This window comes from Kineococcus rugosus, assembly GCF_050871975.1.
Lineage (GTDB): Bacteria > Actinomycetota > Actinomycetes > Actinomycetales > Kineococcaceae > Kineococcus.
Genome location: NZ_JBJLSJ010000006.1, coordinates 14771 through 31892, shown reverse-complemented (window position 1 = coordinate 31892; position 17122 = coordinate 14771). Strand labels below are relative to the sequence as shown.

General features: G+C 75.4%; 14 protein-coding genes. 7 read left to right on the top strand and 7 right to left on the bottom strand.

Annotation, left to right across the window (positions count from 1 at the left end; all coding sequences use genetic code 11):
- Nucleotides 1-46: 46 nt before the first annotated feature.
- Nucleotides 47-1351, bottom strand: a complete 1305-nt coding sequence (locus ACRYM6_RS04455) for an ABC transporter substrate-binding protein (protein WP_432541473.1) — start codon at nucleotides 1349-1351, stop codon at nucleotides 47-49.
- Nucleotides 1352-1472: 121 nt separating this feature from the next.
- Nucleotides 1473-2231 (bottom strand): HpcH/HpaI aldolase family protein, encoded by a 759-nt coding sequence (locus tag ACRYM6_RS04450; protein ID WP_432541471.1) that lies wholly within the window; start codon nucleotides 2229-2231, stop codon nucleotides 1473-1475.
- Between the two features lie 140 nt (nucleotides 2232-2371).
- Between ACRYM6_RS04450 and ACRYM6_RS04445 the strand changes: the two genes are divergently transcribed.
- The 3 genes from ACRYM6_RS04445 to ACRYM6_RS04435 all read left to right on the top strand — a co-directional run bounded on the left by ACRYM6_RS04445 (nucleotide 2372) and on the right by ACRYM6_RS04435 (nucleotide 5677).
- The gene (locus tag ACRYM6_RS04445; RefSeq protein WP_432541470.1) at nucleotides 2372-3373 is read left to right on the top strand and encodes a LacI family DNA-binding transcriptional regulator; all 1002 of its coding nucleotides are present in this window, start codon (nucleotides 2372-2374) and stop codon (nucleotides 3371-3373) included.
- A 120-nt stretch (nucleotides 3374-3493) separates the two neighbouring features.
- Nucleotides 3494-4486 (top strand): ester cyclase, encoded by a 993-nt coding sequence (locus tag ACRYM6_RS04440; protein WP_432541469.1) that lies wholly within the window; start codon nucleotides 3494-3496, stop codon nucleotides 4484-4486.
- Between the two features lie 24 nt (nucleotides 4487-4510).
- The gene (locus tag ACRYM6_RS04435; protein ID WP_432541468.1) at nucleotides 4511-5677 is read left to right on the top strand and encodes a cupin domain-containing protein; all 1167 of its coding nucleotides are present in this window, start codon (nucleotides 4511-4513) and stop codon (nucleotides 5675-5677) included.
- 7 nt (nucleotides 5678-5684) lie between these two features.
- Here ACRYM6_RS04435 and ACRYM6_RS04430 read toward each other — a convergent pair whose 3' ends face one another.
- The gene (locus tag ACRYM6_RS04430; RefSeq protein WP_432541466.1) at nucleotides 5685-6593 is read right to left on the bottom strand and encodes a LysR family transcriptional regulator; all 909 of its coding nucleotides are present in this window, start codon (nucleotides 6591-6593) and stop codon (nucleotides 5685-5687) included.
- 79 nt (nucleotides 6594-6672) lie between these two features.
- Between ACRYM6_RS04430 and hisD the strand changes: the two genes are divergently transcribed.
- Together hisD and ACRYM6_RS04420 are read left to right on the top strand one after the other, a co-directional pair.
- Nucleotides 6673-7989: a histidinol dehydrogenase gene (gene hisD / locus ACRYM6_RS04425; protein WP_432541464.1), complete on the top strand. Its 1317-nt coding sequence runs from the start codon at nucleotides 6673-6675 to the stop codon at nucleotides 7987-7989.
- A gap of 7 nt (nucleotides 7990-7996) precedes the next feature.
- The gene (locus ACRYM6_RS04420; protein ID WP_432541462.1) at nucleotides 7997-8815 is read left to right on the top strand and encodes a nitrilase-related carbon-nitrogen hydrolase; all 819 of its coding nucleotides are present in this window, start codon (nucleotides 7997-7999) and stop codon (nucleotides 8813-8815) included.
- Here the strand turns inward: ACRYM6_RS04420 and wecB are convergent.
- Nucleotides 8805-9938 (bottom strand): non-hydrolyzing UDP-N-acetylglucosamine 2-epimerase, encoded by a 1134-nt coding sequence (gene wecB, locus ACRYM6_RS04415; RefSeq protein ID WP_432541461.1) that lies wholly within the window; start codon nucleotides 9936-9938, stop codon nucleotides 8805-8807. The genes ACRYM6_RS04420 and wecB overlap by 11 nt on opposite strands.
- Before the next feature lie 181 nt (nucleotides 9939-10119).
- A complete protein-coding gene (locus ACRYM6_RS04410; protein ID WP_432541459.1) occupies nucleotides 10120-11364 on the bottom strand; it encodes a hypothetical protein in 1245 nt (414 codons plus the stop codon).
- 85 nt (nucleotides 11365-11449) lie between these two features.
- Between ACRYM6_RS04410 and ACRYM6_RS04405 the strand changes: the two genes are divergently transcribed.
- Nucleotides 11450-13276, top strand: coding sequence for an ABC transporter ATP-binding protein (locus ACRYM6_RS04405; protein WP_432541457.1), 1827 nt, complete (start codon nucleotides 11450-11452; stop codon nucleotides 13274-13276).
- Nucleotides 13273-15063 (top strand): ABC transporter ATP-binding protein, encoded by a 1791-nt coding sequence (locus ACRYM6_RS04400; RefSeq protein WP_432541455.1) that lies wholly within the window; start codon nucleotides 13273-13275, stop codon nucleotides 15061-15063. Before ACRYM6_RS04405 ends, ACRYM6_RS04400 begins: the two co-directional genes overlap by 4 nt.
- A gap of 18 nt (nucleotides 15064-15081) precedes the next feature.
- On the opposite strand, the gene ACRYM6_RS04395 is transcribed toward ACRYM6_RS04400, so the two are convergent.
- Together ACRYM6_RS04395 and ACRYM6_RS04390 are read right to left on the bottom strand one after the other, a co-directional pair.
- Nucleotides 15082-16035 carry a TIM barrel protein gene (locus ACRYM6_RS04395; RefSeq protein ID WP_432541454.1) on the bottom strand — a complete coding sequence of 318 codons (954 nt, stop codon included), beginning with the start codon at nucleotides 16033-16035 and terminating at the stop codon, nucleotides 15082-15084.
- Nucleotides 16032-17105 (bottom strand): Gfo/Idh/MocA family protein, encoded by a 1074-nt coding sequence (locus tag ACRYM6_RS04390; RefSeq protein WP_432541453.1) that lies wholly within the window; start codon nucleotides 17103-17105, stop codon nucleotides 16032-16034. Before ACRYM6_RS04390 ends, ACRYM6_RS04395 begins: the two co-directional genes overlap by 4 nt.
- Nucleotides 17106-17122 lie beyond the last annotated feature (17 nt).

Sequence of the window (17122 nt, the reverse complement as noted above, 5' to 3'; positions counted from 1 at the left end):
GACCGACGTCCTCCTCGGCGACTGCGGGACGGAGCGGGTGGGTGGGTCAGCCGGCGACCTTCTCGGCGGCGGCCTGCATCTGCGCGAGGCCGTCGGCGACGGGGAGCTGACCGGTGAGGACCTGCGCCAGGACCGGGCGGATCTCGTTGCTGACGTCGGCCAGGACGGGCGAGACCACGGGCGGCATGGTGGAGGCGATCGAGGCGTTGGCGGCCTCGCCGTAGGGCGAGTTGGAGGAGGTGACCAGGCCCTCGCGCGCCGGGTACGCCGCGGGGATCGACGCCTTGGAGGCGTCCTCGCCGACGGCGGAGGCCATCATGGTGAAGAGCATGTCGTGGTCGAGCTTGGTGTTGTGCGGGATGGACCAGCCGTCGATGGACAGCCGGCTGTAGCTGTACGGCGCGTCGGCGCTGACCTTGGGCGCCCCGGCGAAGGCGAACTCCTCGGCGAGGTCGCTGTTGGTGGGCAGGGTCAGGTCGTTCATCCGGCCGGAGAACATGATGGCCATGGCGGCGGTGCCGTTGTACATCTGCTGCTGCACCTTGGGCTGGTCGAAGGTCGTGACCTGCGGGTCGGTGTACGGCTTGAGGGACAGCAGCGCCTCCAGGGCCTGCCGCGCCTGGGGTCCGTCGAGGGTGACGTTCCCGTCGGCGTCGACGAAGTCGGCGCCGAGGGAGTTCATGGCGGCCTCGAAGCTGGTGGTGATGTCGGAGGTCGCGAGCCAGGGCAGCGCGATGGGGTGCTCCATGATCCCGGCGGCCTTGATGGCCTCGGCGGCGGCGACCATCTCGGGGAACGTCGTGGGGGCGTCGAGGCCGACCTGCTCGAAGACGTCGGTGCGGTAGGCCATCACGAACATCTGGGCCTGCATGGGCAGCGCGTAGAGCTTGCCCTCGTAGGACATCCCCTGACGCATCGACTCGCTGATGGCGTCCAGGTCGGCGTCGGCGGCGTACTTCGCGTACAGGTCGTCCAGCGGGACGAGCTTCTCCTCCTCGGCCAGGCCGGGGATGACGAAGCCGTAGGTCTCGACGATGTCGTAGGTGCCGGTCTCGCCGGCGAGGGTGGCGGTGGTCTTGGTGACCTGACCGCCGAAGTCGATGGGGTCGTGCTTGACCGTGACGTCCCCCTTCGTGCAGCTCGACACCATGGTGTCGGTGAAGGGGTCGATGGCGGAGGAGTTGTAGGCGAGGACGTTGACCGTCGTCTCCTCGCTGGGGGCCTCGTAGTCGCAGGTGACCGAGGTCCCGTTCTCGTTCCCGACCCGGCTGCCGGCACCGCAGCCGGTGAGGGCGAGGGCACCCGCGACGGCCGCGGCGATGAGGGCGAAGGTGCGCTTCTCTGTGGGCATGGCCAGAGGGTATGCGTATGCACAGCGCGAAGGGAAGCCTCACCCGGGAGAAACCGGGGACACCCGGGCACGAGATCACGGGCGGGTTCCGGCGGTGTTGCGCAGCGGTTGCGCAGGGGTTTCAGGGGCGCGGCAGGCGCAGTTCGCGCAGGTGCGCCACGAGCGCGTGCGCGAGGTTGTAGACGACCAGGTCGGCCCCGTCGGCGAAGGCCGCGGACGCCGCCGCGGCCCCGCCCACGATGTCCAGCCGCAGCCCCCCGCCGCCGGCCAGCGCGGCGTGGACCCGGGCCGTCGACTCCGCCGGGGACGGGTCGCCCGGGCCGGTCGCGGCGGCCAGGTCGGCCGGCCCCACCATGATGCCGTCGAGCCCGGGGGTGCGCAGGATCTCCTCGGCGGCCGCCGCCCCGGCCGGGGACTCGACCATCGCCAGCACCAGCGTGCGGCGCAGCTGGTCCTCCCGGTGCGCCTGCGGGTCCACCGTCCCGAACCGGCCCGCGCGGGAGTACGTCGCGAAGCCCCGGTGCCCCAGCGGCGGGTAGTGGGCCGAGGCGACGGCGGCGGCGGCCTGCGCGGCGTCGTCGACGTGCGGGACGAGCACGCCCTCGGCGCCCTGGTCCAGGACCCGCAGCACCATCCCGGGGTCCCCGCTGCCGACGCGCACCACGACCGGCACCCCGTGCACGGCCGCGAGGACCAGGTGCTGGCGCAGCGGCACGAGGTCGCCCGGCCCGTGCTCGCAGTCCAGCACGACGTAGTCGAACCCGGCGACGGCGGCCATCTCGACGAGTTCCTCGCAAGGCGTGCGCACGAGCACGCCGAGCAGCTTCTCCCCGGCGTGCGCGCGCTCGCGCAGCGACGTCCCGCGCCCGTCCGTGCTCACGCACCCACCCCCGTGGTCCCCCCCGCCGACGTCCAGCCGGTCTGTGCCTACGTATACCTGAGCAGCCCCCGGGTCGGCTAGACTCCCGCGGGGTCCGGGGCAGGGCCGACGGGGTCGCGCAGCAACGGGGGGTCGCAGGCATGGCGGTCACGAGCCGCGACGTCGCGCGCGTGGCGGGCGTCTCGCAGCCCACGGTCTCCCGGGCGCTGCGTGACGACCCGCGCCTGTCGGACCGGACCAAGCAGCGGGTCCGCGAGGCCGCCGACCTGCTGGGGTACGTGCTCAGCGACGCTGGCCGGGCGCTGTCGTCCGGGCGCACCCGCCGCATCGGGCTGCTGGTCACCGACCTGGGCAACGAGTTCTACCACCACATCATCGCCCCGATGCACCGCGAGCTGGAGCAGCACGGGTACCAGCTCGTCCTGCACACCGAGTCGACCGACGACGGGAACGTGGCGGACCGCCTGCTGGCCAACGGGATCGACGCCGTCATCCTCGCCACGACGACCGTCGACTCGATCGCCCCGCTGCGGCTGCGCGACCGCGGGATGCCGTTCGTGTACCTGAACCGCACGAGCACGCAGGTCGACGCCGACGCCACGATCGTCTCCCCCGCCGCGGGTTTCGCCGCCGCGGCCCGCCGGGCGCGGGAGCTGGGGCACACCCGGGTCGGCGCCGTCCTGGGGCCGAGCAACACCAGCACGGGCCAGGACCGCGAACTGGCCCTGCGCGCCGCGCTGGCCGACCACGGCCTCGGGCTGGAGTCCCGGTACGTGCGCCGGGGGACGTACGACACCGCCGTCGGCGACGCGGCCGTCACCGAGCTCCTGGCGCTGCCCGAACCGCCGACCCTCGTCTTCTGCGGCAACGACGTCGTCGCCTACGGCGCGCTGAACGCCGCGAGCCGGGCCGGCGTGGACGTCCCCGGGGGCGTCTCGATCGTCGGTTTCGACGACCTGCCGCCGGCGGCCTGGCCGGTGCTGCAGCTGTCGACCATCGCCTACGACTTCCACGAGATGGCCCGCGAGGCCGCGCGGCTGGCGGTGCGGCGCCTCGACGGGCCGCAGGAACCGTTGTCGCACAAGACGTTCCCGAGCACGTTCGTGGAGCGCCGCTCCCTGGGACCGGCCCCCGCGCGCTGACCCCCGCGCCGTTCCCCACCGCGGGGACGACCCCCTTGCCACCGTCTGTGCATACGCATACCCTGGCGGGGCCGTGGGGCGCCGAGGCTCCTCGGACCGCCAGCGAAGGGATGTTCTCCAGTGGCTCTCGACCCGGTGGCGTACAAGCCGTACGCCGACCCCGACGACTTCATCCGCGAGGTCACCGACCTGATCTGGGTCGATCGCGCGATCAGCTTCATCCGCGAGAACTACGAACCGGACTCGATCGTGCACGGCGCCTACGGCACGTCGACCACCCGCGACGAGGTCATCGAGGGCACCCTCATGCGGATCGCCGCCACCCCCGACCGGACCGGGCAGGCCGAGGACGTCATCTGGGAGGCCCGCGGCCAGGACGCCTTCCTCAGCTCCCACCTGGTCCTGTCCGGGCACCTGCAGACCTCCGAGCACAGCCGCACCATCGCCAACTGCCTCTACCGCCGCGGCCGCATGGTCGAGGAGTGGGTCGTCCGCGACTCCCTCGCCGGCGCGCTGGCCCACGGGCTGGACCTGGACGAGCTGGCCCGCGCGCAGGCGTTCCGCGGGTACTCGGGGTCGTGGACCCGCCCCGCCCCCGTCGACGTCGTCGCCGCCGGCGACTCCGGTCCCCGGCCCGACGAGCACCGCTCCGAGGTCGAGCGCGTCCTCGACCTGATCCAGACCGTCTGGAACGAGCGCGACCTGCAGAAGACCGAGAAGTTCTTCGCCCGCGACCTCGTGCTGCTCACCGTCGGCAACCGCGTCGTCATCCGGCCCGAGGGGTACCGGCGGGCGCTGCTGCGCTTCCTGGAGTCCTTCCCGGCCGGGCAGTTCGAGGTCCGCGATATCCAGACGAACTTCGACGTCCGGTACGCCGGGCTGCGCGTCGCCGTGACGTGGAAGTTCGTCGGCGACTACACCGGCGTCCCGACCTACGGCCCCCGCACCGGGCGGCCGGTGGACGTCCTGGGCATCTCGCAGTTCACGTTCCACCAGGGGGCGCTCGTCAAGGAGGTCCGCCTGTGGGACGACATCGCCCTGCGCGCGCAGATCGCCGGCACGCGCGGCGACGTCGACCCGCTCGACGGCACCCGCCCGACCAACATCTACTGACCGCCCGCCCAGGAGGAACCCGCCATGACCACCGACCACGCGCAGACCGACCTGACCGTCGACGCGGCCGAGGTCGAGCGCCGCACCATCCGCAGGAGCGACTGGGTCGCCTGCAACGCGGCCTTCATCGACTGCCGGACCCCCGGGTCGGACCGCAAGGAGAACTACGCCTTCATCGGCGCCGGCGTCTCCCAGAACGCCGCCCAGTTCGTCAACCTCACCGAGCCGCACGGGTTCAACACCGGCGCGGCGGGGATGCCGAAGGGCATCTCCAACAACCTGCACCTGCACTTCACCGCCGAGGTCTTCGTCAACCTCGGCGGCGAGTTCCGGCTGCGCTGGGGCGTCGACGGGAAGCAGGGCGAGTACGTCAGCACCGACGGCGACGTCATCTCGATCCCCACCTGGATCTTCCGGGGTTTCACCAACGAGGGCCCCGACGACGGGATCCTGTGGACCGTCCTGGGCCGCGACGTCACCGGCGGCATCATCTGGGGCCCGTCGGTCCTGCGGGAGGCCGAGTCGTACGGCCTGCACCTGACGGCCGACAACCGGCTCGTCGACACCGTCGCCGGCGACACCCTGCCCGAGGGCGTCCCCCTCATCAAGCCGATGAAGCAGGAGTACATCGACGAGCTGACGGCGTACTCCGTGGAGGAGATGCGCCGCCGCGTCGTCCAGCCCGCCGACCGCGTCTGGAGCCGGAACGCGCTGCTGTGCGCGACGCTGCCCGGCGGGGCCGCCGAACTCAGCCTGGTCATCGGGTACGGCATGAGCGAGGACCGCCGCCAGGTCCCCGCGATCACCGAACCGCACTCGTTCAACATGGCCTGGGTCCGCGCCGGCGCCGAGGAGGGCCTGCTGCGGCACCGGCACGACCGCACCCAGGCGCTGCTCGTGAAGACCGGCCGGTGGGCGGTCACCCTCAACGGCGACCCGGCCACCACCGTGGAACTCGGCGCGGGCGACTCGTTCTCCGTGCCGCCGGGGGCCTGGCGCGCGTTCCGCTGCGTCGAGACCGGCCCCACCGGCGCCGGGGAACTCCTCGTCGTGAACTCCGGCGACGACCGCGTGCACCTGGACTGGGCGCCGGAGGTCGTGGACGCCGCCCGGGACACCGACCGGATGATCGACCCCAACGGCTACCTCGCCCCCGTGGGCGTGATGGTCACCGCCACCGAGGACGACTGAGCCGCGCTCACGGCCCGTCGGCGCCCTGCGCGAGCAGGCGCTGGCGGGCCAGCCGCGCGAGTTCGCGCGTCGCGGGCGACAGCGCGATCCCCTCCCGCTGCACGAGCGCCAGGACGTCGTGCAGCGGCTCGGCGAAACCCACGGTCCCCAGCTGCGCGGGGAACCCCGCCCCCCGCGCCACGGCCCGGCTGACGAAGGTGTCGCCGATCCCGCGGGCGACCAGCCCGAGCGCCGCCTCGACGTGCTCGACCTCGATGAGCGGTTCCAGCCGGAAACCCTCCAGCCGCGCGCGGTCGGCGACCTGCCGCCGCGTGGGGTCGCGCCAGCCGTGGTGCGCGTCGTAGAGGACGAGCGGGACCGCGGCGAGGTCGGCGACCGTCACCGGCCGCGTCAGCCGCCCCGGGTCCGCGCTGACGTACAGCACCTCGTCGCGCAGCAGCGGCGTCACCGTCAGCCCCGCGTCGTCGACGGGCAGCACCACGATCCCCGCCTCGACGTCCCCGGCCGCCACGGCCGCCGCGACCTCCACGGAGTTCAGCCCCACCAGCCGCACCCTGACCCGCGGGTGCCGGGCGTGGAAGTCCTCCACGAGACCGGACAGCAGGTAGTGGTCGGCGTTGCGCAGCAACCCGAACGTCGCGACCCCGCCGCCGAGGTCGCGCACCGACCGCACGGCCTCGGCGCCCGCGTCGGCGGCCGCGACGGACTGCTCGGCGAACGGCCGCAACTGCTCACCCGCACCGGTGAGCACGAGCCGGCGCGGCCCCCGGTGGAACAGCGCGATCCCGTGCTCCTCCTCCAGGCGGCGCACCAGTTCGGACGCGGACGCCGGGGCGACGCCCAGTTCCACCGCCGCCGCGGCGAACGACCCCGTGCGGGCGGCGGTGAGGAAGGCCCGCAACTGGTTCAGCGTCACGACCGACAGGGTAGTCCTGCCGGTCCCGGAGGAAACCTCGCTCTTGTCCGGGGTTCGGCGAGGTTCCTAGCCTGCTGGCATGCAGTTCACCCCCGCCCTCCTCACCGCCCTCGCGGGCCGGTTCCGCCCGCTGAAGTCGCCGGCCGTCAGCACCCCGCCGGCCCAGCGCGACCCCGCCGTCGCGGCCCGCGTGTCCGGGATGCTCACCGACATCGAGAAGGGCGGCCTGGACGCCGTCCTGCGCTACGCCGCCGAGCTCGACGGGTACGACGGCCGCCCGGTGGAACTGGACGCGGAGACGATCGCCCGCAGCGGCGACCGCCTGCCCGCCGACCTGCGCGCCGCCGTCGAGCTCGGCGGCGAGCGCACCCGCGCGTTCGCCGCGGCCCAGCGCGAGCACCTCGTCGACTTCTCCGTCGAACTCACCCCCGGGCTGCTCGTCGGGCAGCGGTACGTCCCCGTCGGCCGCGTCGGCGCCTACCTGCCCGCCGGGCGGTTCCCGCTGACGGCCAGCGCGTTCATGACGGTCGGCGTGGCGAAGGTCGCCGGGGTCCCCTCCGTCGTGGCCTGCACGCCGCCGCAACCGGGCGGCGGCGCCAACGACGCCGTGCTCTACGCCGCCGCCGTCTCCGGCGTCGACCGGGTGTTCGTCCTCGGCGGGGTGCAGGCGCTGGCCGCGATGGCGTTCGGCCTCGTCGGCGACGGCCCCGTGGACATGCTCGTCGGCGCCGGGAACGCGTTCGTCGCCGAGGCCAAGCGGCAGCTGTTCGGGACCGTCGCGATCGACCTGCTCGCCGGCCCGTCGGAGGTCGCGGTGATCGCCGACGAGACCGCCGACCCGGTCCTGGTCGCGGCGGACCTGCTGGGCCAGGCCGAGCACGGCCCGAACTCCCCCGCCGCGCTCGTCACGACGTCGGAGGAACTGGGCCGGGCCGTCGTCGCCGAGGTCGACCGGCAGCTGGCGACCCTGGCCACCCGCGACATCGCCGGGGCGGCGTGGCGCGACCACGGCAGCGTCACCTGGGCCGCCGACCGCGAGACCGCCGCCGCGCTCATGGACGACCTCGCGCCCGAGCACCTGGAGGTCCTCACCGCCGACGACGACTGGTACCACGACCGGCTGACGAGCTACGGCTCGCTGTTCCTCGGCCCGTGGTCCACGGTCGCTTACTCCGACAAGGGCATGGCCGGGACGAACCACACGCTGCCCACGGCGGGCGGGGCCAAGCACAGCGCCGGGCTCTCGGTCTCCCGCTACCTCAAGCCCCTCACCTACCAGCGGGTCTCGCGGGAGGCGACGCCCGACCTGGCGACGGCCGTGCAGGTCATCTCCGACTCCGAGGGGATGGCCGCGCACAGCGCCACCGCGACCCTGCGCACCGCCCGGTGGCGGTGAGACCTCGGTGACCCGCATCGCCTGCTGGACGGCGGCCCCCCGCGTCGGCGACCTGGCCGGGAACTGCGCCCGGTCGGTGGCCGCGGTGCGGGAGGCCGTCACCGCGGGCGCCGGCCTCGTCGTCCTGCCCGAGCTCGTCACGTCCGGGTACGTGTTCACCTCGCCGCAGGAGGCGGCCGGCCTCGCGATCGACCCCGGGCACGAGGTGTTCGCGCAGTGGTCCCGCGCCGCCGGGGACGCCGTCGTCGTCGGCGGGTTCTGCGAACTCGCCCCGGACGGCACGGTCTTCAACAGCGCCGCGGTCGTCGACGCGACCGGGGTCCTCGCGGTCTACCGCAAGGTGCACCTGTGGGACGAGGAGAAGCGGTTCTTCACCGCCGGGGACGCACCGCCCCCGGTCCTGGACACCCGGGCCGGGCGCGTCGCGCCGCTGGTCTGCTACGACCTGGAGTTTCCCGAGCTGACGCGCGCGCTCGCCCTCGCCGGGGCCGAGGTGCTGGCCGTCCCGACGAACTGGCCGCTGGTCCCCCGCCCGGACGGCGAGCGCCCCCCGGAGGTGGTCATCGCGATGGCGACGGCCCGGGTGAACCGCGTGGTGGTCGCCTGCTGCGACCGGACGGGCACCGAGCGCGGGGTGCGCTGGACCGCGGGCACCACGGTCGTCGGCGCGGACGGCTGGCCGGTCGCGTCCCGGGACGCCGAGGGCCTGCTGCTGGCCGAGGTCGACCTGGCGCTCGCGCGGGACAAGCGGCTGACCGCCCGCGCCCACCTGTTCGAGGACCGGCGCCCCGACGTGTACCGGGCGCCGGCCCCGGTCAGGGGGTGAGGTCGCGGTCGAGGCGTTCGAGGACGCGCGCCGAGGCCCGCCCGTCGCCGAACGGGTTCGCGACCGACGCCATGCGCCGCAACCGGCCGGGGTCGTCCAGCAGGTCCAGCGCGTACCGGCGGACCTCCTCGGGGTCGGTGCCGACGAGCGCGGCGGCACCGGCGTCCACGGCTTCGCGGCGCTCGGTGGTGCGGCGCAGCACGAGGACGGGGACGTCCAGGGACGGCGCCTCCTCCTGCACGCCGCCGGAGTCGGTGAGGGCCAGGTCGGCGTCGGCGAGGGTGGCGGTGAAGTCGAGGTAGTCCAGCGGTCCGGTGACGCGGACGCGCGGGTGGTCGCCCAGCACCGGCAGCACGGCGTCGCGGACGGCGGGGCTCAGGTGCAGGGGCAGCACGACCTCGGCGTCGCGGGCGTCGGCGACGTCGGCGACGGTGCGGGCGAGCGCGGCCATGGTGTCGCCCTGGTTCTCGCGGCGGTGCAGGGTGACGACGATCCGGGGTCCGCCGCCGGTGCGGGCGGGCGGGAACGCCGAGGTGCCCAGGCCGCGGCCGACGACCCACAGCAGGTTGTCGATGACGGTGTTCCCGGTGACCTCGACGTCCTCGACGGGAACGCCCTCGCGCCGCAGGTTCTCCGCGGCGGGCGCCGTGGGGGCGAAGTGCCAGCGCGCGAGCCGGGCGACGAGGCGGCGGTTCAGCTCCTCGGGGAACGGGTCGGTCGCGACGCCGGACCGCAGCCCGGCCTCGACGTGCGCGACGGGGATCCCCTCGTAGAACGCGGCGAGCGCCCCGCTGTACGCGGTGGTGGTGTCGCCCTGCACGACCGCGGCGTCGAACGGGGCGCCGGCGACGACGGCGCCGAGTTCGCGCGCGAGGCGGGAGGTGAGGCCGTGCAGGTCCTGGCGCTCGCGCATGACGTCGAGCCGGACGTCGGGGACGACCTCGAGGGCGGTGAGCATCTGCTCGAGCATCTCGCGGTGCTGCCCGGTGGTGACGACGACGGGTTCGAAGCGCGGCGAGGCGACCATGGCCCGCACGACGGGGGCGAGCTTCACGGCCTCGGGCCGGGTGCCGAGGACGACGAGCACGCGGTGGGGTGCGGGCGGACGCGGGGTGTCGATCACGACGAGGCTCCGGTGACGGTGGTGCGGTTTCCTGCCGCACCGAGGGTGACGCACACCCGGCCCCGCTCGGGGCGGATCCGCCGAGATTCACGAGGACGGGGGGCCCCGGGCGCCCGGGACCCCCCGTTCCGTGAGGACGCCACCACGCTCCGCGCCCGCGGTGTCCGCCTCAGCGACCGCTTCAGCGGCCGCCGAGGATGTCGCGGATCTGCCGCATCTGGTCGTCCCCGACGCCGAGCTGACCCATGACGCCCTGGAGCCAGTGCGGTTCCCCGTCGCCGAACAGGTCGCCCAGGACGTCCTCCTCCTCGTGGTCCTCGGCCGCCGCGGCGACCGCGGGCCAGAACCCGCGCGCGATCGTCCACGGCGCGGACTCGCTGAGCAGGCCCAGGACGCCGAGGTCGGACAGCCGGGCCCGCAGCTCGGCCACGGCCACGCCCGCGGCCGGCCCGAGCCCGGCGGCGCTGTCGACGAGCTCGTCCAGGGCCGCGTCGTCGAAGGGGTGACCGGTCACGGCCGAGGCCAGGACCGTGGGCAGCACCGCGTCGGAGATCGAGAAACCCTCGTCGAGGGTCTCGGGGTCGTCCAGGACGAACCGCCCCACGAGGTGGCGGCGCAGTTCGCGCGGCCCGTCCTCGCGCGCGAGCCAGCCCTCGGCCTCCGCGCCGGGCGCGAGGAGCGTCTCGTCCTCGCCGTCGAGCAGGTCCAGCGCGATCATCAGCAGCACGACCTGCCGCAGCCACGGCACGTCCTCCAGCTCGGTGGGTTCGCCGTCCGCGTCGACGGTGCTGGGGAGGCGGTGCTCGAACCCGGCCAGGACCGCGGTGACGTCGTCGGCGGACAGCTCGGCGTCGTCCGGCACGGCGATGCCGTCCCCGACGTGGGCCAGGACGGCCTGCGCGGCCCGCACGGGGAAGGACGCGAGGACCGCCTCGTCCTCCTCGTCGGCGTCGACGTCCTCGGCGGCCGCGGCCAGCACCTCGGCGATCTCCGGGGGTTCCCCGGCGACCAGCACCAGGCACGTCTCCAGGTCCCCCGCCGACCCCTGCCAGCGGCCGGTCTCCCCGAGGAACGTCAGCAGCTGCCACCAGATCGCGGCGAGGTCCTCGGCCATCTCCTCCGGTTCGGGCGTGCCGGAGTCCTCCACCAGCGCGGGGATCACGCGGGTGACGAGCACGTCGACGTCCTCGGGGGTCAGCCGGGTCAGCACCGCCCCCGGGCGCAGGGTCAGCAGCCCGCCGGCGCCCACGGTGAGGGCCTCGACGACGGCCTCGGGGCCCACCTCCTCGTCGACCTCGACGTTCTCGTCCAGCCAGGCGGTGAAGGGACCGCGCAGGTCCGCCATCGCGCGCTCGCCGAGCGCGTGGGACTCGGTCACCGGGTTCGCGTCCGGGTTCGTGTCCGGGTTCGTGTCGTCGTGTGCCACCGGGCCAGCCTGTCACCCCGGGCGCGGTCGCCTCCACCACCGGCGAGGAGGAGCGACCGTGCAGCCCCTGTGAAAGGCTCCGGAGGTGAGTGGAACGTTCCTCGACGGCGTGCGAACCCTGGCCCGCGGCATCCGCGAGGAGCCCCGCCCCTTCCGCATCGCGATCGTCGGCTCGGTGGTCTTCGGCGCCGGCAACGCCCTGTCGGGTTTCCTCGTCGGCCGCGTCACCACCGACGTCGTGGTCCCCGCCGTGAACGGCACCGGCGAGGTCACCGCGCGCGACGCGTGGCTGGCCGGGGCGACCCTGATGTCGGTGACCCTCGCCCTGGTCGGCGGGGTCCTGCTGCGCCGGATCTTCGGCGGCGCGTTCACGTTCGCCCTCCAGGCCCGGTACCGCCGGCGGCTGGCCCGGCGCTACCTGGACCTGCCGCTGGCCTGGCACCACGCCCACCCCGCGGGCCGGCTGCTGGCGACCGCCAGCTCGGACGTGGAGGCGACCTGGCAGGCGACGATGGTCCTGCCGTTCGCGCTGGGCACCGCCGTGCTGATCGTCTTCGCGGGGGTCGCGATGGTCCTGGCCGACCCGGTGCTCGCCGCGGTCGGGCTGGTCGTGGTGCCCGCCCTGCTCGGCGCGAACATCGTCTACCAGCGGCGGATGTCGCCGCTGGTGGTGGCGGTGCAGCGGCTGCGCGGGGAGGTCTCGGCCACCGCCCACGAGAGCTTCGAGGGCGCGCTGGTCGTCAAGACGCTGGGCCTGGCCGACGAGGAGGTCGACCGGTTCCGCGCCGACGCGCAGCGGCTGCGGGACGCCAACGTCGCCGCCGGGCGCACCCGCGGCGCGTTCGAGCCGATCATCGAGGCGCTGCCGTCGCTGGGCACGCTGCTCGTGCTGGTCGTCGGGTCGGTGCGGGTCGCCTCCGGCCACACCGGCGTCGGCGACCTCGTGCAGATCGCCTACCTGCTCAGCCTGCTCGCCTTCCCCGTCCGCTCCTTCGGGTGGCTGCTGGCCGACCTGCCCCGCACGGTCGCCGGGGACGCCCGCCTCCAGGACGTGCTGCGCGAGAGCGCCACGACGCCGTGGGGCGAGCGCCCGCTGCCCGACGGCGGCGCGCTGGGCGTGACCACGTCGAACCTGTCCTACCGGCACCCGGCCCCCGCGGCCGACCCGCTGGCCGACCCGGGCACCGAGCACCCCCCGCCGCCACCGGTCCTGACCGACGTGACCCTCGACGTCGCGGCCGGCACCACGGTCGCCGTCGTCGGCGGCACCGGCGCGGGCAAGTCGACGCTGGCCGGGCTGCTGGTCCGCCTCGTCGACCCCTCGACCGGGCGGGTGCTGCTGGACGGCGTCGACGTCCGCGAGCTGGCCGAGGGCCAGGTCGCCGGGGCGGCCTCGCTGGTGCCGCAGTCGACGTTCGTGTTCGACGACTCCGTCCGCGGCAACGTCGCCCTCGGCCTGGAGGTCTCCGACGAGGAGGTGTGGCAGGCGCTGCGGCTCGCGCAGGCCGACGGGTTCGTCGCGGCGCTGCCGGGCGGGCTGGACGAGCTCGTCGGCGAGCGCGGCTCCACCCTGTCCGGCGGGCAGCGGCAACGGCTCGCGCTGGCGCGCGCGCTGGTGCGCCGCCCCCGGCTGCTGGTGCTGGACGACGCGACGAGCGCCCTGGACCCCGCGGTCGAGCGGGCCGTCCTCGACGGCCTGGAGCGCACGGGCCTGGGCACCACCGTCGTGGTCGTCGCCTACCGCCCCGCGACGATCGCGCTGGCCGACGAGGTCGTCCACCTCGACCACGGCCGGGTCGTCGACCGCGGCCCCGCCGCGGAGGTCGCCGCCCGCGACGAGGGCTACCGCGAGCTCGTCACCGCCTACGCCCGCGCCGCCGCGGACCGGGCCGCCGAGGAGGGCGCCGCGTGAGCACCACCACCACGACCACCACCACGACCGGGGAGCCGGCGGCCGAGCGCGGCGTCATCGCCCGCGCCCGCGAGCTGACCCCCGAGTTCGCCGAGGGCCTCGGGGTGACCCTGGCCATCGCCGCCGCGACGACCCTGGGCAAGGTCGCCGTCCCGATCGCCGTCCAGCAGACCGTCGACACCGGCGTGTCCGCCGACGGCGGCCCCGACGTGACCCGCGTCGTGCTGCTGTGCGCCGCGGCCGCCCTCCTGGTGCTCGTCACGGCCGGCACCGCGTGGATCGTCAACGTGCGGCTGTTCCGGGCCACCGAGGCCGGGCTGGCGACGCTGCGGGTCCGCGCCTTCCGGCACGTCCACGACCTCGCCGTCCTCACCCAGAGCGGGGAGCGGCGCGGGTCCCTGGTGAGCCGGGTGACCAGCGACGTCGACACCATCTCGACGTTCCTGCAGACCGGGATGCTCGTGCTGGTCCTGTCCGCCGGGCAGGTGCTGCTCGCGACGGCGCTGATGTTCTTCTACTCCTGGCAGCTGGCCCTCGTCGTCATCGGCTGCTTCGTGCCGCTGGTGCTGGCCCGCCAGCGGCTGCAGCGGCCGGTGACCCGCGCCTACCGGGCCGTGCGCGTCCGGATGGGCGACCTGCTCGCCGCGGTGTCCGAGACGGTCGTGGGCGCCGACGTCATCCGCGCCCACGCCGCGTCGGAACGGTCCTGGCGGCGCATCGACGAGGCCATCGAGGCGCACCGGCGGCAGGCCGTGAAGGCGCAGACGGCGACGGCGGTGACGTTCTCCTCCGGGGTGCTCGTGTCCGGCCTGGTCGTCGCGCTCGTCATCGTCGTCGGGACGCTGCTGGGCCTGGACGGGGACATCACCCTGGGCCGGCTGCTGGCCTTCCTGTTCCTCGCGCAGCTGTGGGTGGGGCCGGTCCAGGCCGCGACGGAGGTCCTCAACGAGCTGCAGAACGCCCTCGCCGGCTGGCGCCGGGTCGTCGACCTCATCGACACCCCCGTCTCGGTGCCCGAGCCGCGCACCCCCCGGTCCCTGCCCCGCGGCCCGGTGGACGTCCGCGTGCAGGACGTCGCCTACTCCTACCCGGGGACCTCGAAGGTCGTGCTGTCCGGCGTGACGCTGCACTTCCCCGCCGGGTCCCGCACGGCCGTCGTGGGCGAGACCGGCTCGGGCAAGACCACCCTGTCGCGCCTGGTGACGCGCCTGGTCGACCCCGTCGCGGGCCGCGTCCTGCTGTCCGGGGTGGACGCCCGCGACCTGCCGTCGGCCGAGCTGCACCGCCGGGTCGTCGCCGTCCCCCAGGAGGGTTTCCTCTTCGACACCACGGTCGGGGACAACGTGCGGCGCGGCCTGCCCGGCGCCACCGACGCCCAGGTGCGGGGGGCGTTCGCGGACCTGGGCCTGACGTCGTGGCTGGACGGCCTGCCGGAGGGCCTGGACACCCCCGTCGGCCAGCGCGGGGAGCGGCTGTCCGCCGGCGAGCGGCAGCTCGTGGCGCTCGCCCGCGCCCACCTGGCCGACCCCGACCTGCTCGTCCTCGACGAGGCGACGTCCTCGGTGGACCCGGCCACGGAGGTCCGGCTGCAGCGCGCCCTGGAGGGCGTCCTCAGCGGCCGCACGTCGGTCGCGATCGCCCACCGCCTGTCCACCGCCGAGGCCGCCGACACCGTGGTGGTCGTGGACTCCGGCCGGGTCGTGGAGGTCGGTCCGGCGACCGAGCTCGCCCACGCGGGCGGGCCGTACTCGCGGCTGCACGCGGCGTGGACGGCCCAGAACGGCTGAGCCCGGTCAGTCCCCCGGTCAGTCCCCCGGCCCGTCCCCCGGCCGGTCGTCCAGGAGTCCCCGCAGCACCCGCAGGTTGTGCTCCTGGTCGGCCGCGAACCGCGCCAGCTGCGGCCCGCCGTGCGGGGCGGCGTCCTGCTCCACCACCAGCCACCCCGCGTAGCCGTCGCGGCGCAGCTCCCGCAGGACGCCGGCGAGGTCGACGTCGCCGGCCCCGAACGGGACGTTCGCGTCCGCCCACCAGTCCCGCAGCGGGACCGGCCCCCCGCGTCGCGCCGCGCGCGGCACGTCGAGGCGGACGTCCTTGAGGTGCACGTGGTCGATCCGCCCGGCCCAGCGCGCGACCGCCCCGACCGGGTCGGTGCCGGCGAGCAGCGCGTGCCCGGTGTCGAGCGTCACCGTGAGCGGCGTGGTCGCCAGCAGCCGGTCGACCTCCCAGGTGGACTCGACGTACGTGCCCAGGTGGGGGTGGAACGTGGTCGCGAGCCCGTGCCCGGCGGCGGTCGCGGCCGCCTCGGCGAGCAGGTCCACGGCGCGGGCCCAGGCCGCGTCGCCCAGCCCCGACGCCCGGTCCGCCGGGTCGCGGGGGGCGTCGAGGCCGGGGGCCCCGTCGTCGGCGAGCACGATCCGGGCCGCAGGGGCACCGGGATCGCCGGTGAGGGCGTGCCGGTCCACCGCGGCGCGCAGGGTGCGGCAGGTCAGCGCGAAGCCGGCGCGCTCCGGCGCGCTCCACTCCCCCCGCGCCAGCGGCAGCCCCACGTAGACCCCGGCGGGCGCGAGCCGGTGCGTCCCGAACGCGTCGGCGGTCCGGCCGGGGTCGCCGAGGAACCCGGTGTCGCCCAGTTCGCTGCCCGCGTACCCGGCGGCGGCGAGCGCCCCGAGGATCGCGTCGCCGTCCCCGTCGGGGGCCCCGGCGTGCGGGCCCCACACGCCGAAGCTGACCGGCGCCCCCGCGATCCAGCGGCCGGTCACCGGACCAGCTCCACGACCCGCTGCAGCGCCACCAGGTCGTGCAGGGCGCCCTCGGGGGCGGAGTGGGGGTGCGGGGCGGAACCGCCGACGGCGGCCGCGAACGACTCGAGCTGGCGCTGGAACGCGCCGTCGGCGCCGGCCGGCGGGCGGTGCGTGCCGCCCGGGCCGGTGACGGTGACGGTGCTCGTCGCGTCCAGCCGGTACGGCGGGGCGACGTCGACGACGACCTCGCCGGCGGTGGTGGTGATGCGCACGGTCTCGGCGTACTCGGGCCGGTCGGGGGTCCACGCCCAGTCCAGGACGAACCGCGCGCCGCCGTCGAGGCGGCCGGTCGCGAAGATCGTGGGCGGGGCCGCGCCGTCGCGGCCGAGCAGGTCGACGTGGTCGAACCGGGGGCTGCCGAAGCCCAGGGCGCGCAGCAGGGACAGCTCGTGGACCACCGACCCGCACAGCACCGACCGGAACAGCCGGCGCAGCTGCGGCGGCGCGTCGGCGCCGACCGCGGCGTCCAGCGCCCGCTCCTCGGCGGCGTCGTCCGCGGCGACGAGCGGGGCGGCCGCGGCGGGCGGCGGGGCCGGCGGCGCCAGGCGCAGGTGCTCGACCTGCGGGGCGTCGACGGGGTGGCGGACGCTGATCTGCACGAGCCGGACGTCGCCGAGCCCGGGCAGGGCGTCCTCGACGACCTGCACGGACCGGTCGTGCACCTTCATGTACCCGACCTGCAGGTGCAGCCCGGTCCGCCGCGCGACGGCGACGGCCTCGCGCACCTCCTCGGCGGACAGCGCGAACGGCTTCTCGGCCAGGACGTGCTTGCCGGCGCGCAGGGCGGTGACGGCGTGCGCGGCGTGCCGGCCGGGGGTGGCGACGAGGACGGCGTCGACGTCCTCGTCCGCGAGCAGCCCCGCCGGGGTCAGCGCCCGCGCGCCGTACGCGGCGGCCAGTTCGGCGCAGCGGCCGGGGTCGAGGTCGGCGACGGCCGCGAGGTCGTGACCGGGCAGCCGGGCGATGAGCGGCAGGTGGACGGCGCGGCTGATGGTGCCGAGCCCGAGGACTCCCCAGCGCAGGGTCACGGTCTCTCCTCGGAGGT